Annotated in this window: 8 protein-coding genes and 12 pseudogenes; 13 read left to right on the top strand and 7 right to left on the bottom strand. The window is 69.7% G+C overall.

The window, feature by feature from the left end:
• Positions 1–38: 38 nt before the first annotated feature.
• Positions 39–431: a hypothetical protein gene (locus tag FRZ33_RS09025; protein WP_146909186.1), complete on the bottom strand. Its 393-nt coding sequence runs from the start codon at positions 429–431 to the stop codon at positions 39–41.
• A complete protein-coding gene (locus tag FRZ33_RS09030; RefSeq protein ID WP_146909188.1) occupies positions 365–925 on the bottom strand; it encodes a hypothetical protein in 561 nt (186 codons plus the stop codon). Before FRZ33_RS09030 ends, FRZ33_RS09025 begins: the two co-directional genes overlap by 67 nt.
• A gap of 98 nt (positions 926–1,023) precedes the next feature.
• Here FRZ33_RS09030 and purT point away from each other — a divergent pair.
• Positions 1,024–2,222, top strand: a pseudogene (gene purT / locus FRZ33_RS09035) (formate-dependent phosphoribosylglycinamide formyltransferase).
• Positions 2,223–2,231: 9 nt separating this feature from the next.
• On the opposite strand, the pseudogene FRZ33_RS17715 reads toward purT, so the two are convergent.
• The 4 genes and pseudogenes from FRZ33_RS17715 to FRZ33_RS16215 form a co-directional block, all read right to left on the bottom strand.
• Positions 2,232–3,450, bottom strand: a pseudogene (locus FRZ33_RS17715) (endonuclease/exonuclease/phosphatase family protein).
• A gap of 21 nt (positions 3,451–3,471) precedes the next feature.
• Positions 3,472–4,185, bottom strand: a complete 714-nt coding sequence (locus FRZ33_RS09045; protein WP_146909190.1) for an arginyltransferase — start codon at positions 4,183–4,185, stop codon at positions 3,472–3,474.
• Between the two features lie 84 nt (positions 4,186–4,269).
• A complete protein-coding gene (asd, locus tag FRZ33_RS09050) occupies positions 4,270–5,112 on the bottom strand; it encodes an archaetidylserine decarboxylase (RefSeq protein WP_425480581.1) in 843 nt (280 codons plus the stop codon).
• Positions 5,109–5,773, bottom strand: a pseudogene (locus tag FRZ33_RS16215) (SCO family protein). The gene asd and the pseudogene FRZ33_RS16215 overlap by 4 nt, the downstream one beginning before the upstream one ends.
• Positions 5,774–5,857: 84 nt before the next feature.
• Here FRZ33_RS16215 and prmB point away from each other — a divergent pair.
• The 11 genes and pseudogenes from prmB to FRZ33_RS09115 all read left to right on the top strand — a co-directional run bounded on the left by prmB (position 5,858) and on the right by FRZ33_RS09115 (position 18,635).
• Positions 5,858–6,779, top strand: a pseudogene (gene prmB / locus FRZ33_RS09065) (50S ribosomal protein L3 N(5)-glutamine methyltransferase).
• 9 nt (positions 6,780–6,788) lie between these two features.
• Positions 6,789–7,887 (top strand): annotated as a pseudogene (gene aroC / locus FRZ33_RS09070) (chorismate synthase).
• Positions 7,888–8,093: 206 nt separating this feature from the next.
• Positions 8,094–9,112, top strand: a pseudogene (locus FRZ33_RS09075) (aspartate-semialdehyde dehydrogenase).
• 80 nt (positions 9,113–9,192) lie between these two features.
• Positions 9,193–10,221 (top strand): annotated as a pseudogene (locus FRZ33_RS17955) (type IV pilus assembly protein FimV); the annotation flags it as partial.
• A 1,377-nt stretch (positions 10,222–11,598) separates the two neighbouring features.
• A pseudogene (gene truA / locus FRZ33_RS09090) lies at positions 11,599–12,365 on the top strand (tRNA pseudouridine(38-40) synthase TruA).
• A gap of 282 nt (positions 12,366–12,647) precedes the next feature.
• Positions 12,648–13,283 carry a phosphoribosylanthranilate isomerase gene (locus tag FRZ33_RS09095; RefSeq protein WP_146909197.1) on the top strand — a complete coding sequence of 212 codons (636 nt, stop codon included), beginning with the start codon at positions 12,648–12,650 and terminating at the stop codon, positions 13,281–13,283.
• 1 nt (position 13,284) lies between these two features.
• A pseudogene (trpB, locus tag FRZ33_RS16225) lies at positions 13,285–14,503 on the top strand (tryptophan synthase subunit beta).
• Positions 14,500–15,302, top strand: a pseudogene (gene trpA, locus FRZ33_RS16230) (tryptophan synthase subunit alpha). The pseudogenes trpB and trpA overlap by 4 nt, the downstream one beginning before the upstream one ends.
• A 70-nt stretch (positions 15,303–15,372) precedes the next feature.
• Positions 15,373–16,267 (top strand): annotated as a pseudogene (gene accD, locus FRZ33_RS09105) (acetyl-CoA carboxylase, carboxyltransferase subunit beta).
• On the top strand, positions 16,264–17,607 hold the full coding sequence (gene glmM / locus FRZ33_RS09110; protein ID WP_146909199.1) for a phosphoglucosamine mutase: 1,344 nt from the start codon (positions 16,264–16,266) through the stop codon (positions 17,605–17,607). Before accD ends, glmM begins: the two are co-directional and overlap by 4 nt.
• Before the next feature lie 74 nt (positions 17,608–17,681).
• Positions 17,682–18,635 (top strand): isopenicillin N synthase family dioxygenase, encoded by a 954-nt coding sequence (locus FRZ33_RS09115; RefSeq protein WP_146909201.1) that lies wholly within the window; start codon positions 17,682–17,684, stop codon positions 18,633–18,635.
• Here FRZ33_RS09115 and FRZ33_RS09120 read toward each other — a convergent pair.
• Positions 18,632–19,438, bottom strand: a complete 807-nt coding sequence (locus FRZ33_RS09120; protein WP_146909202.1) for an SDR family NAD(P)-dependent oxidoreductase — start codon at positions 19,436–19,438, stop codon at positions 18,632–18,634. The genes FRZ33_RS09115 and FRZ33_RS09120 overlap by 4 nt on opposite strands.
• Positions 19,439–19,560: 122 nt before the next feature.
• Between FRZ33_RS09120 and tpiA the strand changes: the two are divergent.
• Positions 19,561–20,313: pseudogene (gene tpiA, locus FRZ33_RS09125) on the top strand (triose-phosphate isomerase).
• Positions 20,314–20,320: the final 7 nt, after the last annotated feature.

Below are 20,320 nucleotides of genomic sequence, written 5' to 3' on the forward strand. Positions count from 1 at the left end.
CCAAGGCCCCACAAGTCAATGGAAACAATGGCTTGGGGTCAGGGCTCGATCCGGTAACGCAGCAGGGGCGAGGGCAGTTGCTCGCTGCCGATCAGCAGCGATTGGCCGTCCAGGGCGAAGGCGATGGCCTCGGCCTGCGGCATCAGGGGCAGGGTGAGGTGGGAGGGTTTCCCGGCCAGCACCGGGCCCCAGTCCCCGTTGGCGGGCCGCACCAGGAAATGCACCGAGCGGTAGTTCAGCACCGCCAGCACTCGGCCGTTCGGACTGAGGTCGGCGCCGGTGATCTGGGCGCGGTAGCGGCCGTAGATCGGGCTGCGGCGCAGGTCGCCGGCATCCGGCTGTTCGATGCCGGGCAGGGTGCCGATCAGCTCGGCCACCACTTCGTCGTCGCCGGTGGCGCGCAGGGGCAGGCGGAACAGTTCGGGCGGCACGCGTTTTTAGACAGCAGCAGCACTTCTCCGCGTTTCGGGTCCACCGCCACGGCCTCGCAGTCGCGCGGGCCGTCGGGCCAGCGGAAGCGCAGGCTCCAGGCCAGTTTCGCCGGGGTCGCCAGGTCGCTGGGTTCCTCCAGCACGTGCAGCACCAGGTCGCGGCGCAGGCCGCCGTTGTCGCCGGTGTCGGCGATCAGCAGGTAGGGCTTGCCGTCGAGCTCGAAAGAGGCCAGGTCTTCCCAGTCGATGTTGGCCACGCCCGCCGCGACGCTGCCGCGGTGCTGTCCGCTGCCGTCCATCAGCTGCAGTTCGGCGCTGTTGCCACTGTCGTTGATGACCCAGAAATCACCCGGATGGGTGCGCGAGGCGGCCATGCCGCTGATTTCGTCCATGGCCGGGTCGGTGACCAGGCCGGCGATTTCGGGTTCGCCCCAGCGTGCGCCGTGGGCGAACGCGGGCAGCAGCAATAGCAGGAATAGGCTGAGTCGGTACATGCGGAACCGGAAGATTGAGGTCCGAGCATGACAGAAACGCCATCCGGCCTGAACCGCGGCCGTTACAATCACGCCCTTCCCCCGGATGACCCGCCGCCATGACCGACCCGCGCCCCGTGACCCTCGGCACTCCCCTCTCGCCGCACGCCCGCCGCGTGCTGATGCTCGGCTCGGGCGAACTGGGCAAGGAAGTGGTGATCGAACTGCAGCGCCTGGGCGTGGAGGTGATCGCCGCCGACCGTTACGACAACGCGCCGGCCATGCAGGTGGCGCACCGCTGCCACACCCTGAACATGCTCGACCCGGCCGCGCTGCGCGACCTGATCGCGCATGAGAAACCCGACCTGGTGGTGCCCGAGATCGAGGCCATCCACACCCCGACCCTGGTCGAGCTGGAGGCCGAAAAAGGCCAGCGCGTGGTGCCGACCGCACGCGCCGCGCGCCTGACCATGGATCGCGAGGGCATCCGCCGCCTGGCCGCGGAAACGCTGGGCCTGCCGACCTCGCCCTACCGTTTCGTGGACACGCTCGAGGAATACCGCGACGCCGTCGCTGCCATCGGCCTGCCCTGCGTGGTCAAGCCGGTGATGTCGTCTTCCGGCAAGGGCCAGAGCACCGTGCGCAGCGAGACCGACATCGACGCCGCCTGGGAATACGCCCAGTCGGGCGGTCGCGCCGGCCAGGGCCGCTGCATCGTCGAGGGTTTCATCCGGTTCGACTACGAGATCACCCTGCTGACCGTGCGCCACCGCGACGGCACCAGCTACTGCGACCCGATCGGCCACCTGCAGGTGGACGGCGACTACCGCGAAAGCTGGATGCCGCAGCCCATGTCCGATGCCGCCCTGCGCGAATCGCAGCGCATCGCCAAGACGGTGACCGACAACCTGGGGGCTGGGGCCTGTTCGGCGTCGAGCTGTTCGTGCAGGGCGACCAGGTCTGGTTCAGCGAAGTCTCGCCGCGCCCGCACGACACCGGCCTGGTCACGCTGATCTCGCAGGAACTGAGCGAATTCGCGCTGCACGCGCGCGCCATCCTCGGCCTGCCGATCCCGAACATCGCCACGCTCGGCGCGTCGGCCTCGTGCGCGGTGCTGGCAACCGGCCATGGCGTGCCCGAATTCTCGAACGTGGACGCCGCGCTGGTGGAACCCGACACGGCGCTGCGCCTGTTCGGCAAGCCGAAGGTCGAAGGCCACCGCCGCGTGGCGGTGACGCTGGCACGCGACGTGGACGTGGAAACCGCGCGCGCCAAGGCGCGGCGCGCGGCGGCGGCGCTGGGCGTCGCGCTGAAGTAAGGCGCGCCTTCAGGGCGCCAGGTCCACCCACACCATCCGGTGGTCGGTGGCGTCGAGCCACTCCGTGCCCGGCTCGCCCGGCGCCGGCCAGAACACGCCGCTGGCCTGCAGCGGCAGGCCGACCGAAGGCAGCACGTAGTCGACGCGGAAGTTGCCGTTGCGCGCGCCGAACTGCGCGGTGTCATGGGCAGCCGAGGACTTGTGCCTCGTGTTCACCTCATGGACGCCGGCCGAAGCGACCGCGCCCTCGCTGCGGGGCGTGGCCATGCGCTGCACGCGTGGGTGTTCCAGCAACTGGTGGATCGCGCCCGGCAGGCTGGCGCCGTCGGCGGGGTCGGCGTTGTAGTCGCCGACGATCACGAAACGCGCATCCGGCGCCAGCCCGCCGCAGCGGCCGGCGTCGTCGCACAGCCAGGGTTTGTCGCCGGGCGAGACGTATTCCGCCCAGAGCCTGATTTCGTCGTGGTTGCGCGCGGCGTTGCGGCGTTCGGGGCCGTCGAACACGGCGGCGTCGGGTGCGCGGCCAGCAGGTGGATGCGGCCCAGCGGCGTGTCGATCGGCAGGTCCCAGTGCGACTTCGAACTCAGGCGCAGCTGCGACCAGACTTCGGGCGCATAGAAGGGCCGGCCGGTGTCTGGCATCACCGGCTGCAGGGCGCCCGGCATCGTGCTCCAGCGCAGCAGGCGGAAGCTGCGGGCCGCGGCGGTGTCGATCGGGAACTTCGACAGCACCAGCATGCCGTACTGGCCCGGGTGCAGGCCGTAACCCCAGGTGTCGTTGCCGTGGTAGCGGCCGACGCCGCCGACCTTGCCGTCGCCGTCCAGGTCCAGGCCGCTGGGCACGCCGGTGTTGACTTCGGCCAGGTAGCGGTAGGGGTAGTGGATCGGCGCTTCGCCGAACTGGCCGACTTAAGGTATCGCCGTTGGAACAGGTCGGCGGCGCGACCGGCCGCGTCGTAGTCGAATTCGTTGAGCAGCACCACGTCCGGGCGCTGGTGCTGGAGGATGGCGGCGATCTTGCGCGCGTCCTCGTCGCCGGTGTCCAGGCGGGCGATCAGTCCGCCGTGTTCCTCGTCGTACAGCGAGGTGTTGAAGGTGGCGAATCGCAGCGGCATGGCGGGCGTCACCGGGTCGGGCGATGGCGCGGTGGCCAGGGAGCTGCCGGCGCGGCAGCCGGCGAGCGTGAGCAGTGCCAGCAGACCGGCGGACAGCAGGGCAGGGATTCGCATGGGCGCGATTGTGCCCGCAAATCAGTCGTCCGGCATTGGCCGCCAGGAGGTGCCGTCGAGGAATTCGAGCGGACGGAAGCTGCGCTTGTAGGCCATCTTCGGATGGTCGCCGAGCCAGAAGCCGAGGTAGAGGTGGTCGCGGCCCTCGTCGCGGGCCCGCTGCACCTGGCGCAGGATGGCATAGGTGCCGAGGCTGCGGGCGGCGTGTTCAGGCGCATAGAAGGTGTAGACCGCCGACAGCGCGCCGGGCACGACGTCGGTGACCGCGAGCGCGATCAGTTCGCCGTCCAGGCGGAACTCCATGAATTCGGTCGGGCTCCAGCCGCAGGCCAGGAAGGCGTCGAAATTCTCCGGCGCCGGGTCGTCCATGCCGCCGCCGACGTGGCGGGTGTCTAGATAGCGGCGGTACAGCGCGAAGTTCTCGGCGGTGCGGCGCGGCGCGGCCAGGCGCAGTTCGAGGTCGGCGTTGCGGGCCAGGCAGCGTTTCTGCGCGCGGTTGGGCTGGAACCGCGCCACCGGGATGCGCACCGAGATGCAGGCCCGGCAGCCGTTGCAGTAAGGCCGGTAGACATGGCCGCCGGAACGGCGGAAGCCCATGGTCAGCGCCTGCGCGAACACGCTGGGCAGGTGCGGGTCGGCCGGGTCGATGATCAGGTCGCGCGACAGCCGGTCGGGCCAATACCCGCAGGCATGCTCGAGCGTCTGGAACAGGCGGATGGCGTGCTGGTTGCCCATGACCCCAGTCTAGCCCCCGAAAAAGGGGACAGAGAATAGTTTCGTTTCAAACAAATATATTCTCTGTCCCCTTTTTTCCTGAGGTCAGCGCAGGACCCGGCCGAGGCGCTGGCCGACGCGGGTCCGGGTTTCGGTGGCGAAGGCGTCCAGGGCCACGGCGTCGCGCGGGAACAGCAGGATCACGGTCGAGCCGTAGTTGAAGCGGGCCATCTCGGCGAAGCGGGCGAGGGTGATGCCCTGGCCGCGCCAGTCGCGGCGCACCGGCTTGTGGGCGTAGGGCGGGATCTCCTCGCCGTTCCACACCGACTCCACGCCCGACACCAGCAGGGCGCCGACCATCACCGAACACATCGGCCCGAAGTCGGTGTCGAAGTGGCAGACCAGGCGCTCGTTGCGCGCGAACAGCCGCGGGATCGCCTGCACGCCCCAGGGCGCGACGGTGAACAGGCGGCCCGGCACGTGCAGCGTTTCCACCAGCGTGCCGGTCCAGGGCATGTGCACGCGGTGGTAATCGCGCGGCGAAAGATAGATGTTGGCGAACCAGCCGTCGGCATAGGGCGCGGCCATGGCCTCGCTGCCCAGCAGCTCGGCGGCGGTGAAGGACTGGCCCTTGGCCTGGAAGATGCGCCCGGCCTCGATGCGCCCGGCCTGGCTGATCTTGCCGTCGGCCGGCATCAGCAGCGTGCACGGGTCGGCATCTGCGGTGCGCGCGCCGGGCTTGAGCTCGCGGGTGAAGAAGGCGTTGAAGTGCAGGTAGTTGGTCGCCACCGGGTCGGCGGCCTCGGCCATGTCCACGTTGAACCTGCGGACCACCAGCCCGATCAGCCAGTTCTTGAACCAGGTGGCGCGGGCCCGCGCCACGCCATGAGCCATGCGCGAAAGCAGGCGGTGCGGCAGCACGTATTGCAGGAAAACCCTGGGGCTCACGGCGCGACCTCTGCGAGCCGGGCCAGGTCGGCGGCGATGTCGGCCGGCAGCAGCGGTGGCCGGATCAGGCCGGCCTGGCGGCCCTGCGGGTCGATCACCACCACGGCCGAGCTGTGGTCCATGGTGTAGTCGCCGTCGTTGGTCGCGACCTTCATGTAGACCAGGCCCAGGCCGGCGGCGAACTGGCCCAGGGCCGGTTCCGGTGCCGTGGCCGCCAGCGTGCCCTTGTTGAAGTAGGCGGCGTATTCGCCGGTCTTGGCCGGGGTGTCGCGCGCCGGGTCCACGGACACGAACAGCACCTGCGGGCGGCGTGTTTCCGGCAGGGTTTCCCAGGTCTTCTGCGCCTGGCCCAGTTCGGTCAGCGTGGTCGGGCAGACATCCGGGCAGTGGGTGAAGCCCAGGAACACCAGGTCCAGCGGCCGTGCAGTTCGTCCGGGGTCAGCGGCGTGCCGTCGGACTGTTCCAGCGCGAAGCCGGGGATGGCGCGTGGCGAGGGGAACAGCCGCACCGTTTTCAGCGTCTCCGGCGGCAGTGCCGGTGCGGCAGCTTCGTTCGCAGGGCGTGTCACGGGCACGGGCGCGAAGGCGACCTGGGCGGCCCAGAGGCCAAGGCCGGCGGCCAGCGCGGCCATCACGATGAGCAGGTTGCGGCGATTGAACACGGGCCTTCCGAATGCAGCGGGCGAGGGCGGCAATTATAGCCGGGGCGCGGCTATACTCGCGGCATAACAAGGAAATACAAGCACATGCCGGCCGAGCTGCAGACCATCATCGATTTCATCCGCTACGGGACCAGCCGCTTCGGCGCCGCCGGCCTGAGCTTCGGGCACAGCCACGACAATGCCCTTGACGAAGCGACCCAACTGGTCCTGCACGCCCTGCACCTGCCGCACGACCTGGGCCCGGCCTACGGCCAGGCGCGCCTGACCGCCGACGAGAAGCAGGAAGTGCTGGCGCTGTTCTCGCGCCGCATCAACGAACGCATCCCGGCCTGTTACCTCACCGGCGAGGCCTGGTTCGCCGGCCTGAGCTTCAAGTCCGACCCGCGCGCCCTGGTGCCGCGTTCGCCGATCGCCGAACTGATCGAGTCGGGCTTCGAACCCTGGCTCGGTGGCCGCGAGGTCAATCGCGCGCTCGACATGTGCACGGGTTCGGGCTGCATCGCCATCGCCACGGCGCACTACCACCCGCACTGGCAGGTGGACGCGGTGGACCTGAGCGAGGACGCGATGGCGCTGGCGCGCGAGAACGTCGAACGGCTGGAAACGGACAACGTCCGGCTGATCCATTCCGACCTGTTCAAGAATCTCGACGGCGAGGTCTACGACCTGATCGTCACCAACCCGCCGTATGTCACCCACGCCGAAACCGACGCGCTGCCGAAGGAGTATTCGCACGAACCCGAGATGGGCCTGCGCGCCGGCGACGACGGCCTGGACCTGGCGCTGGAGATCCTGCGCGACGCGCCGCGGCACCTGAGCCAGCACGGCCTGCTGATCTGCGAGGTCGGCGAGAGCGAACGCGCCCCTGGTGGCGCTGCTGCCGGAAGTGCCCTTCGCCTGGGTCGAGTTCAAGGTCGGGCAGATGGGCATCTTCGTGATCGAGCGCGAGGACATCGTCGCCCACCACGCCCGCATCAAGGCGCTCGCCGATGCACGACGGGCCTGAGGCCGGCGCATGAGCGACAACAGCTTCGGCCGGCTGTTGCGGGTCACCACCTTCGGCGAAAGCCACGGGCCGGCGATCGGCTGCGTGGTGGACGGCTGCCCGCCGGGCATCGCCATCGCGCCGGAAGACTTCCGCGCCGACCTCGACCGCCGCGCCACCGGCAAGTCGCGCCACACCTCGCAGCGGCATGAAGCAGACGAGGTCGAGATCCTCAGCGGCGTGTACGAGGGCGTGACCACCGGCACGCCGATTGGTCTGCTGGTTCGCAACACCGATGCGCGCAGCAAGGACTACGCGAAGATCGCCGAGCAGTTCCGCCCCGGCCACGCCGACTACACCTACTGGCACAAGTACGGCCAACGCGATCCGCGCGGCGGCGGCCGCAGTTCCGCGCGCGAGACCACGATGCGCGTGGCCGCCGCGGTGATCGCCAAGAAGTGGCTGGCGGAGAAGTACGGCATCACGGTGCGCGCCTGCGTTTCGCAGATCGCCGACCTTCGTCCGCGCAACTTCGACTGGGCGGCAGTGGAGGGCAATGATTTCTTCTGGCCCGACGCCGGCCAGGCCGCCGAACTCGAGGCCTTCATGGACGCGCTGCGCAAGTCCGGCGATTCGGTCGGCGCGCGTGGACGTGCAGGCGCTGAACGTGCCGCCGGGCTGGGGCGAGCCCATCTACGGCAAGCTCGACGCCGAGATCGCCGCGGCCATGATGTCGATCAACGCGGTGAAGGGCGTCGAGATCGGCGCCGGTTTCGCCAGCATCGCGCAGAAGGGCAGCGAGCACCGCGACCTGATGTCTCCGGCCGGCTTCGCCAGCAACCACGCCGGCGGCATCCTGGGCGGCATCAGCAGCGGCCAGGCGGTGACCTGTTCGGTCGCCTTCAAGCCCACCTCCAGCCTGCGCCTGCCGGGCGACACCGTGGACATCCACGGCAAGGCCATCGAGGTGATCACCACCGGCCGCCACGACCCCTGCGTGGGCCTGCGCGCGCCGCCGATCTGCGAGGCCATGCTGGCCCTGGTGCTGATGGACCAGGCCCTGCGCCACCGCGCCCAGTGCGGCGACGTCGGCCCGGTGTCGCCGCGCATCCCGGGCGACCTGCCATGATTTCGCCCGATTTCCGCCCGGGCCACGCCCGCAAAACGATCCAGACTGGCCGCCCGTGCGATCGAAAACGATCGCCTCGGACGGCCTGGACGACGACGCGCCCGCGAGGCGCCCCGTGTTCCCTGCCGGCCTGAGGCCGAATCCGTTCGGTGCATCCCCTCCGCGTCTGCCGCGGCATCCAACGAATACCAAGAGAACCCCGAACCATGAGCAAGACCTGCAACGTCGCCATCGTCGGCGCCACCGGCGCGGTCGGTGAAACCATGCTGTCCATCCTGGCCGAGCGCCAGTTCCCCATCGGCCGGCTGCACCTGCTGGCCAGTGCCCGTTCGGCGGGCGAGAAGATCGACTACGGTGCGAGGAAGATCGTGGTCGAGGATCTCGCCACCTTCGACCCCGCGGGCATCGACATCGCGTTGTTCTCGGCCGGCGGTTCGGTGTCGAAGGAATACGCGCCGAAGTTCGCTGCCGCCGGCGCGGTGGTGATCGACAACAGCTCGGCCTTCCGCTACGACGACGACGTGCCGCTGGTGGTGAGCGAAGTGAACCCGGAGGCGATCGCCAACCGCCCGCGCGGCATCATCGCCAACCCCAACTGCTCGACCATGCAGATGCTGGTCGCGCTGGCGCCGCTGCACCGCGCCGCGGGCATCGAGCGCATCAACGTGGCCACCTACCAGTCGGTCTCCGGCGCCGGCCGCAGCGGCATGGAGGAACTGGGCAAGCAGACCGCGGCGATGCTCAACTTCCAGAGCCACGAGCCGGGCAAGTTCCCGGTGCAGATCGCCTTCAACCTGATCCCGCACATCGACGAATTCCTGGACAACGGCTTCACCGGGAAGAGATGAAGATGGTCTGGGAGACCCGCAAGATCCTGGGCGACGACAGCATCCAGGTGAACCCGACCGCGGTGCGCGTGCCGGTGTTCTACGGCCACTCCGAAGCCGTGCACCTGGAGACCCGCCGCAAGCTGTCGGCGGCCGAGGCGCGCCAGCTGCTGGAAGCGGCGCCGGGCGTGGAAGTGGTGGACGAACGCAGCGGCGGCGGCTACCCGACGCCGGTCACCCACGCCGCCGGCACCGACGCGGTCTACGTCGGCCGGATCCGCGAGGACATTTCCCATCCGCGTGGCCTGGACCTCTGGATCGTTTCGGACAACATCCGCAAGGGCGCGGCCCTGAACGCGGTGCAGTTGGCGGAACTCGTGGTCAAAGCCGGTTCCTGACCGGTATATTCGGCGGGTCTAGCCGTCGGGGCCGCTGCAGGGGAGTGGTCGCGCCAGCCTTCTTCGGGGAGATTTGAAGCGTGAACATAAGGCACTTGCAGCTACCGCTCGCCCTGGCCCTGGCCCTGGGCGCCACCAGCGCCCAGGCCTTGGGACTGGGTGCGATCGAAGTGAAGTCGGGGCTCAACCAGCCCCTCGTCGCCGAGATCCCGATCCTGTCGGCGGCACCCGGCGAACTGGAAGAACTGGAAGTGAGGCTCGCTTCGCCCGAGGCTTTCGCCCGGGTCGGCCTCGATCGTCCCGTCGGCCTGACCGCCAACCTGCAGATGAGCGTCGGCCGCAATGCGGCCGGCCAGCCCGTGATCCGGGTCACCACGCCGGACCGCTTCAACGAACCCTTCCTGACCTTCCTGCTTGAAGCCAACTGGGGCCGCGGCAGCGTGGTGCGCGAGTTCAGCGCCCTGGTCGATCCGCCCTACATCGCGCCCGCCGTGATCCGTCCGTTGGAAGCACCGGCCGTGGCGGTCACCACCGCGCCGCCTCCGCCGCCGGTGTACGAGCCGGAACAGGCCGACGTGACGCCGCTGCCGGACCCCGAGCCGGTGCTGACCGTCACCGACACCGTGCTCGACCCGGCGCCGCCGGAAGCCCTGCCCGAGGAGCCCGCACCGGAACCGATGCCCGAGCCGGTGGCCACGGCTCCCGAACCGGTGCCTGCACCGCAGCCCGAACCTGAACCCGAGCCGCAGCCGGTCGCCGCCGCCGAGCCGGAGCCGGAACCTGCACCGGCACCCGAACCGGTGCCCGAGCCCGAGCCCGAGCCGATCGCCAGTGCGCCGCCGCCGGCCCCAGCGCCGGCCCCCGCCAGTCCCGACAGCTACGGCCCCGTCAGCGAAGGCCAGACTCTGTGGAGCCTGGCCAATTCCACGCGCCCCGATTCGTCGGTCACCATCAACCAGATGATGCTGGCGCTGCAGCGGGCCAACCCCGAAGCCTTCATCGACGACAACATCAACCTGCTCAAGCGCGGTGCCGTGCTGCGCATCCCGGCGCGCGACGAAGTGGTGAGCCTGGGCGCCGCCGAAGCCGCGGCGCTGGTGCGTGAACAGGCGGCCGCCTGGCAGGCCCGTCGCCAGCCGGTGCCGCAGCCGGCGGAAGCCGTGGCCACCGCGCCGTCCCCATCGCGCCCCGCTGCCAGTCCGGGCGTGCCCGCCGACGGCCGCCTGGAAATCGTGCCGCCCTCCGGCGACGACCTGGCCGCCCGCGGCGCGCAGTCCGGTGCCAGCGCCGCCGGTGGTGGCAATGAACTGCGTGCCGAGCTCACCCAGACCCGCGAAGACCTGGCCGCGCGCGAAGCCGAAGTGGCCGAACTGCGCTCTCAGATGACCGAACTCGAACAGCAGCAGGCCGACAGCCAGCGCCTGATCGAGATGCAGAACAGCCAGATGAAGGCGCTGCAGGAGCGTCTGGGCCAGTCGCCCGCGGCCGCGACCGCGGCGCCCGACACCGCGGCCGCGACCGCATCGGCCACTCCGGAGCCCGCCACGGCCGAACAGCCCTGGTACCTGAACCCGCTGCTGCTCGGCGGCGGTGGCCTGGTGCTGCTGGGTGGCCTGGTGATGGCCCTGCGCGGCAAGCGCGCGTCCAGCCCGGTGCCGGTGGTGGGCCGCCGCATCTCCGACGACGACGCGCTCAAGGCCAGCCTGGCCGGCACGCGGGCGCCGGCGGCGGACGAAGACCTTGATGACGACGATGACCTGCAAGAGACGGGCGATACCGAGCTCGCACGCATGCGCCAGGCCATCGAGGACAACCCCGACGACCTGGAAGGCCACATCGTCCTGCTGCGCCACTACTACGCCAACGGCGACACCACGGCTTTCGAGATCGCCGCTCAGGCCATGCGCATCCGCGTCCGCAGCACGCTCGACCCGCGCTGGCGCGAGGCGGTGGTGATGGGCGTGGCGCTGTCGCCGGGCAATCCCCTGTTCAGCCAGGCCGGCTGGAACACGCCGAAGTTCGGCGACACCGGCGTGATGTCCTCCACCGCCGCCAAGGCTGCACCCGCTGCCTTGGCGCCTGTCCCCGAACCGGAGCCGCAGCCCGAACCGGAGCCGCAGCCCGAACCGGAGCCCCAGCCGCAGTTCACGAACCCGGGCGACCAGCTCGAGCGCGAGCTGCAGGACATGGCCGCCGAACCCGAAGCCACCCCGCTTGAGGAGGAGGTCGAGGACGTCTATTCGGTCGGTCCGGCCGCAACGCCGGAAGGCGACGACGGCAGCGAGACCAAGATCGAGCTGGCCAAGGCCTCTGGACATCGGCGACATCGACGGTGCCAAGGGCATGCTGGAGGAAGTCGTGGCGGAAGCCGGCCCGGTGGGCCGTGCCGAAGCGGAGCGGCTGCTGAAGGAAATCGGCTAACCTCGCGCTCCGACCTCGACGGCAGACCGAAGGGCCGGGGCAACCCGGCCCTTCCCATTCCAGACATGCGCTACGCACTCGGCATCGAATACGACGGCAGCGGTTTCCAGGGCTGGCAGCGCCTGTCCCACGGGGCTTCGGTGCAGGCGGCGGTCGAGTCCGCGTTGTCGTTCGTGGTGGACCATCCGCTGGAAGTGGTCTGTGCCGGCCGCACCGACAGCGGCGTGCACGCGCGCTGCCAGGTGGTGCATTTCGACACGGAAGCCGTGCGCACGCCGTATGCGCTGCAGCAGGGTGGCAACAGCCGGTTGCCGGGCGGGGTGGCGATATTGTGGTGCCAGCCGATGCCGCAGGATTTCCACGCGCGGTATTCGGCGCGGGCGCGCCGCTATCGCTACACGATCCTGAACCGGAAGATCCGGCCGGCGATGCAGCGCGAGTACCTGACCTGGGAGCGCCAGCCGTTGGACGCGGAGGCGATGCACCGGGCGGCTCAGGCGCTGGTGGGCGAGCACGATTTCAGTGCGTTCCGCACGGTGCACTGCCAGGCGCCGCATCCGAACCGCAACGTGCACGACATCCGCGTGTGGCGCGAGCACGACCGGGTCATCGTCGAGGTGCAGGCCAACGCGTTCCTGCACCACATGGTCCGCAACTTCGTCGGCAGTCTGTTGCCGGTCGGCCGGGGCGAGCAGCCGGAAGCCTGGGTCGGCGAGCTGTTGTCCGGCCGCGACCGTATCGTCGCCGGCCCCACGGCGCCTTCCAACGGCCTGGTTTTCCTCGGTCCGCGATATCCGGCCAGTGGTCGCTGCCGCCCGAAGTCACGCTCTGATCCTTCGCGCTTGCTGCGCAAGAAGAGCCGGTGTTCGTCTTTTGGTGCCGGGGTCGTTCTTGGCGATAGGCCGCCGTACGAGGGTCGTTTCCCGGGGACGCCGTGAACCCATCCATGGGGGCTTTTCGAAAACGTCCATGTTTTCGAAACCCCGGAAAACGACCCTCGCACGACGGCCTGTGACGATTCCGGGCCGGCAATCGAATTCGCGAGCTCCATGCCCTGCTTGCGCAGCAAGCTCATGTGCACGGGGAGAACACAGGGAAGGACTACAATGCGGCCATGAGGACCCGGATCAAATTCTGCGGGCTGACCCGGCCCGGCGACGTGCGCCTGGCCGTGGAGCTGGGCGTGGATGCGCTGGGCTTCGTGTTCGCCGCCGCCAGTCCGCGGCGACTGGCCTACGAACAGCTCGAGGGACTGCGCCAGGCGGTGCCGCCGCTGGTGGACGTGGTCGCGCTGTTCATGGACAACCCGGGAAGCGAGGTAGCGGCGGCGATCAAGGCGCTGCGGCCGAGCCTGCTGCAGTTCCATGGTGGTGAAGACGACGCCTTCTGCCGCGGCTTCGGTCTGCCCTTCCTCAAGACCGTGCCGATGGGGCAGGGCGCCGACGATGCGGCCCTGGCGCGGAAACGCTACCCTTCGGCCAGTGTCTTCCTGCTCGACGGACACGGCCCCGGCCAGTCCGGCGGCCGCGGCGAGCGGTTCGACTGGACCTCCATTCCGCCGCTTGGCCGGCCGGTGTTCCTGGCCGGCGGGCTGACGCCGGCGAATGTCGGCCAGGCCATCCGCGCGGCGCGGCCGTATGCCGTGGACGTGTCGAGCGGCATCGAAAGCGCGCCGGGCCTGAAGGACGGCGAAAAAATGCAGCAGTTCGTGGACGAGGTAAGACGTGCAGACCGCAACATCGCCCAATGACATCCCCGCCGCCGCCGACATCGCCGACTTCGGCGCCTGGCCCGATGCCGCGGGGCATTTCGGCCGCTACGGTGGCGTATTCGTCTCCGAGACCCTGATCGAGCCGCTGCGCGAACTCGAGGCCGCCTACCGCAAATACCGCGACGACCCGGAATTCCTGGCCGAACTGCAGCACGACTACCGCCACTACGTCGGCCGCCCGAGCCCGATCTACGAAGCGGCGCGGCTGTCGGCGCACGTCGGTGGTGCCCGCATCCTGCTCAAGCGCGAGGACCTCAACCACACCGGCGCGCACAAGATCAACAACACCATCGGCCAGGCCATGCTGGCCAAGCGCATGGGCAAGACCCGCATCATCGCCGAAACCGGCGCCGGCCAGCACGGTGTCGCCAGCGCCACGGTCGCCGCGCGCCTGGGCCTGGAGTGCGTGGTGTACATGGGTTCGACCGACGTCGAGCGCCAGGCGCCCAACGTGTTCCGCATGAAGCTGCTGGGCGCCACCGTGGTGCCGGTGACGTCGGGCAGCAAGACGCTCAAGGACGCACTGAACGAGGCGATGCGCGACTGGGTCACGAACGTGCACGACACCTTCTACATCATCGGCACCGTCGCCGGGCCGCACCCGTACCCGCGGCTGGTGCGCGATTTCAACGCCGTGGTTGGCCGGGAAGCGCGCGCAGATGCTCGAACATTTCGGCCGGCTGCCGGATGCGATCACTGCCTGCGTCGGCGGCGGCAGCAATGCCATCGGCATCTTCCACGCCTTCCTCAACGACAAGGCGGTGCGCCTGGTGGGTGCCGAAGCCGCGGGCGACGGCATCGAGACCGGCCGCCACGCCGCTTCGCTGGTGGCGGGGCGCCCGGGCGTGCTGCATGGCAACCGGACCTATGTGATCTGCGACGACGACGGCCAGATCACCGAGACGCACTCGATCTCGGCGGGCCTGGACTATCCCGGCGTCGGTCCGGAACACGCGTTCCTGAAGGACAGCGGCCGCGCCGAGTACGTCGGCGTCACCGACGACGAGGCGATGCAGGCCTTCCACCTGCTGGCGCGCACCGAGGGCATCCTGGCGGCGCTCGAATCCAGCCATGCGGTGGCCCAGGCTATGAAGCTGGCGAAGACGTTGCCGAAGGACGCCCTGGTGCTGTGCAACCTGTCCGGCCGCGGCGACAAGGACATCTTCACCATCGCCAAGCGCGAGGGCATCGAACTGTGAGCACCCGCATCGCGACCCGTTTCGCCGCCCTGCAGGCCGCGAAGCGCAAGGCCCTCGTGCCCTTCATCACCGCCGGCGACCCCTCGCTGGAGGCTACCGTGCCGGTGATGCACGCACTGGTGCAGGCCGGTGCCGACGTGATCGAGCTCGGCGTGCCGTTCTCCGACCCGATGGCAGATGGCCCGGTGATCCAGCGCAGCTCCGAACGCGCGATCGAACGCGGCGCGGGCCTGCGCTACGTACTGGAAACGGTCGCCGCCTTCCGCCGCGACGACCGCGATACCCCGGTGGTGCTGATGGGCTACCTCAACCCGGTGGAGATGCGCGGTGCCGGAACGTTCGCCCAGGCCGCGGCGGAGGCCGGCGTAGACGGCGTGCTGCTGGTGGACCTGCCGCCGGAAGAAGCCGGGCCGACCCGCGCCGCCTTCAACGCCGCCGGCCTGCAGCTGATCTCCCTGGTCGCGCCGACCACCTCGCCGGCCCGCCTGGCCCGTGCGGCCACCGAATCGCAGGGGTATCTGTATTACGTGTCCTTCGCGGGCGTCACCGGCGCCGGCAAGCTCGACACCGCGCAGGTGCTGGGCAAGGCCGGTGAACTGCGGCGCCTGGCCACGGTGCCGGTGCTGGTGGGCTTCGGCATCCGCGACGCGGCTTCGGCCGCCGCGCTGGCGCCCGCCGCCGACGGCGTGGTCGTGGGCAGCGCCTGGTCGAGGCCCTGGCCGGCGCCGGTTCGCCGCAGGACGCCGCGGCCCGTGCCGCCGCCTTCCTGGCGCCGCTGCGCGCGGCCCTGGACGCCTGAACCGGCCGGGACCTGCCGGTCCCGGCCTTTCCGGCTAAACTGCGTGGCCCATAACTAGACCGGTGTCCCGATGAGCTGGCTGACCAAATTGATGCCCTCCCGCATCCGCACCGAAGGCGGCGGCAAACGCGCCGTGCCCGAGGGCCTGTGGGAGAAATGCGACAAGTGCGGTGCCGCGCTCTACGGCCCCGAGCTGGAAAAGAACCTGCGGGTCTGCCCCAAGTGCAGCCACCACATGAGCATCGGCGCGCGCGAGCGCCTGGTCGCCTTCCTGGACGACGACAGCGGTGAGGAGATCGGCGCCGCGCTCGGGCCGGTGGACGCGCTGCACTTCAGGGACCAGAAGAAATACGCCGACCGCATCAAGGCGGCGCAGAAGAGCACCGGCGAGCGCGATGCGCTGGTCGCCGTGCAGGGCCAGCTCAAGGGCAACCCGATCTGCGTGGCCGCGTTCGAGTTCCGCTACATGGGCGGCTCGATGGGTTCGGTGGTCGGCGAACGTTTTGCCCTGGCCGCCGAACGCGCGCTCGAGCTCAAGTGCCCGCTGGTGTGTTTTCCGCCACCGGTGGCGCGCGCATGCAGGAAGGCCTGTTCTCGCTGATGCAGATGGCCAAGACCTCGGCGGCGCTGGGCCGGCTGCGTGCGGCCGGGCTGCCGTTCGTGTCGGTGCTGACGCATCCGACCACCGGCGGTGTGTCGGCGTCGCTGGGCATGCTGGGCGACATCAATGTCGGCGAGCCGCAGGCGCTGATCGGTTTCGCCGGCCCGCGCGTGATCGAACAGACCGTGCGCGAGACCCTGCCCGAAGGCTTCCAGCGTTCGAATTCCTGGTCGAACACGGCGCGGTGGACCTGATCATCGACCGCCGCCAGATGCGCGACAAACTCTCGGCCCTGCTGGCCCTGATGATGCGCCAGCCGGGCACCGGCGCCCGATCCTGTCGCGGCCACCTGAGGCGCCCATGAGTTCACGCAGGTATTTCGGCACCGATGGCATCCGGGGCCGGGTGGGCGAGGGCCCGATCTCGGCCGACTTCATGCTGCGCCTGGGCGCTGCCGCCGGCCGCGTGCTGGTGGGCGAGGGCAAGGAACACGCCACGGTCGTCATCGGCAAGGACACCCGCATCTCCGGCTACATGTTCGAAGCGGCGCTCGAGGCCGGCCTGGTCGCCGCCGGCGCCGATGTACGCATGCTGGGCCCGATGCCCACGCCCGCCGTGGCCTATCTCACGCGTTCGCTGCGCGCCGATGCCGGCATCGTCATCAGCGCGTCGCACAACCCGCACCAGGACAACGGCATCAAGTTCTTCTCGGCCCAGGGTGAAAAACTGGGCGACGCGGTCGAGGCCGCCATCGAGGCCGAGCTCGACCGCCCGTTCTCCACCGTGGCGTCCGAGCGGCTGGGCAAGGCTTCGCGGGTCGGCGATGCGCTGTCGCGTTATGCTGAATTCTGCAAGTCGACCGTGCCCGAGGATTTCCTGCTCACCGGCCTGCGGCTGGTGATCGACTGCGCGCACGGGGCGACCTACCAGGTCGCGCCGCGGGTGTTTTCCGAGCTGGGCGCGGTGGTGGACACGATCGGCACCGAACCCGACGGCCTGAACATCAACAAGGGCGTGGGCTCGACCCACCCCGAGGCGCTGATGGCGCGGGTGCGCGAGACCGGCGCCGGCCTGGGCATCGCCTTCGACGGCGATGGCGACCGGGTGCTGATGGTGGACGGACAGGGACGCCTGGTGGACGGCGACGGCCTGATCTACCTGCTGGCCAAGGACTGGCATGCCACTGGCCGCCTGCGCGGGCCGGTGGTCGGCACGCTGATGACCAACTATGCGATGGAGCGTGCGCTGGGCGAGCGTGGCATTGAGTTCGTGCGCGCCAGCGTGGGCGACCGCTATGTGCACAAGGCCATGGTTGAGAGCGAGGGCGTGCTGGGCGGCGAAGCCTCGGGCCACCTGCTGTGCCTGGACCGCGCCAGCACCGGCGACGCCATCGTCAGTGCGCTGCAGGTGCTGGAAACCCTGCGCCGCCGCGGGCATTCGCTGGAGCAGGCCCTGTCGGACTATCGCCCGCTGCCGCAGCAGACCGTGAACGTGCGGATCGCGCCCGGCGTGCGGCCGCTGGAACACGCCAGCGTGCAGGCCGCGCGCGCCGAGGCCGAGGCGGCCCTGGCCGGCCGCGGCCGGCTGGTGCTGCGACCCTCGGGCACGGAGCCGGTGGTGCGCGTCACCGTCGAAGCCGACGACGACCAGCTGATGCGCCAGGTGCTGGACCGTCTGGCCGACGTGGTGCGCGCCGCCGCCTGATCCGCATCAAAGCGTCGTCGCCCGGCCGGGTCTAGACTGGCGCCATTCCCTTGGACCGACCCCGGAAAACCGCCGTGACCGCCCGCATCCCGACCCTAGACATCCAGCGTTTCAGCAATCCGTCCAGTGCCAGCGACCGCGAAGCCTTCGTCGCCGAACTCGGCGCCGCCTACCGCGAGTGGGGTTTCGCCGGCATCCGCAACCACGGCATTCCGCAGGCGCAGATCGACCGTGCCTATGAGGTATTCCAGGCGTTCTTCGCGCTGCCGGAAGAGACCAAGCGCAAGTACCACGTGCCCGGCGGCGGCGGTGCGCGCGGCTACACGCCGTTCGGCATCGAGACCGCGAAGGGTGCGAAATATTCCGACCTCAAGGAGTTCTGGCACGTCGGTCGCGAGATCCCGCGCGACAGCAAGTACGCCGACGTGATGCCGCCGAACCTGTGGCCGGCGGAAGTGCCGGAGTTCAGGGAAGTCGCCTACGGCCTGTTCCAGGCGCTGGACGACCTTGGCTCGCGCGTGCTGGGCGCGCTGGCCCTGCACATCGGCCTGCCCGAGGACTTTTTCGCCGACAAGACCAACTTCGGCAACTCGATCCTGCGCCCGATCCACTACCCGCCGATCACCGCCGACGACATCCCCAACGTGCGCGCCGGCGCGCACGAGGACATCAACTTCATCACCCTGCTGGTCGGTGCCAGCGCCGCCGGCCTTGAAGTGTTGTCGAAGAAGGGCGAGTGGGTGCCGTTCACGTCGGATGCCGACACCATCGTCGTCAACATCGGCGACATGCTGCAGCGCCTGAGCAACCACGTGTACCCGTCCACCACCCACCGCGTGGTGAACCCGCCGGGCGAGGCCGCGCGCCAGCCGCGTTATTCGACGCCGTATTTCCTGCACCCGAACCCGGACTTCCTTATCAAGACGCTGCCGCAGTGCGTCAGTGTCGACAATCCGGACCGTTACCCGGTGCCGATCACCGGCCACGAGTACCTGCTCGAGCGGCTCAGGGAAATCAAGCTGGTCTAGTCCGCATCGCGGAAGTCTTTCGACCTCGAGCCGATCAGGGCGCGGGCAAGGCTGTCGGGCAGGTATTTGCTGAGCGCCGCGATCACGCGGTTGGCCTTGCCGGTGACGATGCGCGGCTTGCCTGCTTCGACCGCGTCCACGGCCAGTTTCGCGACCTGTTCGCTGCCCAGCCACAGGCCCTTGGGCAGCTTGTTCACCTTTTCGCGCATGCCGTTGACGTCGTGGAACTCGGTGTAGGTCATGCCGGGACAGACAGCGGTGACGAACACGCCGCGGTCGCGGCATTCCTGGTCCAGGGTCTCGGAGAACCGGATCAGCCAGAGTTTGGTCGCGCCGTACAGCGTGTGCCCGGCGCTGGCCGGCACCAGGCCCGCCAGCGAGGCGACGTTGAGGATGCGGCCGTGCTTCGCCGCCTCCATGCCCGGCAGGTAGAGGTGGGTCAGCTGGGCCACCGAGGTCATCAGCACCTGCAGGAAATCGGCATGGGTCTTCCAGTCGGCCGACAGGTAGCGGCCGGGCGTGCCGAAGCCGGCGTTGTTCACCAGCGTGTCCACGAACAGGCCGCGCTCCCGCGTTTCCGCGAACAGCCGCTCCGGCGTGGCCGGGTCGGCCAGGTCCGCCGCTATCACCACGCAGGGCACCCGGGGCGAGAGTTCAGCCGCCAGCGCCTGCAGCCGTTCCAGACGGCGCGCCACCAGCACCAGCGGCTTGCCGCGCCGGGCGTACTCCCGGGCAATCGCGGCGCCGATGCCGCTGGAGGCGCCGGTGATGAGGGCGTGGCCGGGGAGATCGGTCGGGGTCATGTCGGAACTCGATGGGGAAGGCCTGCATTATCGCCATGTCGCGACGGTGCGGATCTCCATGCGCGGGTCGTCAGGTCCCGGGGGCACGGTATCCTAGGCGACTGAATTCCGAGGATAGGCAGATGCGCCAGAAAATCGTCGCCGGCAACTGGAAACTGCACGGGGACCGCGCCTTCGCGCGCCACCTGCTCGACGCCATCGCCGCCGCCCCGCGCGCGGCTGGCGTGGACCCGGTGATCCTGCCGCCCGTGCCCTATCTGGGTGAACTGGCCGACCGCTATGGCCCGCAGGGCCTGGCCTTCGGCGCCCAGGACCTGGACCTGAACGAGCAGGGCGCCTACACCGGCGAAATCTCCGGCCGGATGCTGCACGACGTGGGCGGGCGTTATGTCCCTGGTCGGCCACTCAGAGCGCCGCCAGTACCACGAGGAAGACTGTGAACTGGTGGCCGAGAAGTTCGTCGCGGCCCAAAAAGCCGGCCTGCGGCCGATCCTGTGCGTGGGCGAGACCCTGCACCAGCGCGAGGCCGGCCAGACCGAATGGGCCATCGAAAAGCAGCTGGGACCGGTGGTCGAACTGGCCGGCATCGCCGCCTTCGCCGACGCCATCCTGGCCTACGAGCCGGTCTGGGCCATCGGCACCGGCCGCACCGCCAGCCCCGAACAGGCCCAGGAGGTCCACGCCTTCATCCGTGGCGAACTGCGTGCGCACGATGTTAGAATCGCCGGCTCGCTGCCCATCCTTTACGGTGGCAGCGTCAAACCCGCCAACGCCGCCGAGCTGTTTTCCAAGCCCGACGTCGATGGCGGCCTGATCGGGGGCGCGTCCCTCGTGGCCCAGGATTTCTGGCAATCGCCGCCGCGGCGGCGAGGTAAAACGAAC

The organism is Arenimonas daejeonensis (assembly GCF_007993735.1).
GTDB classification, from domain to species: Bacteria; Pseudomonadota; Gammaproteobacteria; order Xanthomonadales; family Xanthomonadaceae; genus Arenimonas; species Arenimonas daejeonensis.

Coding starts and splice junctions, on each gene's coding strand:
- FRZ33_RS09030 (WP_146909188.1), bottom strand. CDS start 925: ATGTACCGACTCAGCCTATTCCTGCTATTGCTGCTGCCCGCGTTCGCC.
- FRZ33_RS09045 (WP_146909190.1), bottom strand. CDS start 4,185: ATGGGCAACCAGCACGCCATCCGCCTGTTCCAGACGCTCGAGCATGCC.
- FRZ33_RS09095 (WP_146909197.1), top strand. CDS start 12,648: ATGAGGACCCGGATCAAATTCTGCGGGCTGACCCGGCCCGGCGACGTG.
- glmM (WP_146909199.1), top strand. CDS start 16,264: ATGAGTTCACGCAGGTATTTCGGCACCGATGGCATCCGGGGCCGGGTG.
- FRZ33_RS09120 (WP_146909202.1), bottom strand. CDS start 19,438: ATGACCCCGACCGATCTCCCCGGCCACGCCCTCATCACCGGCGCCTCC.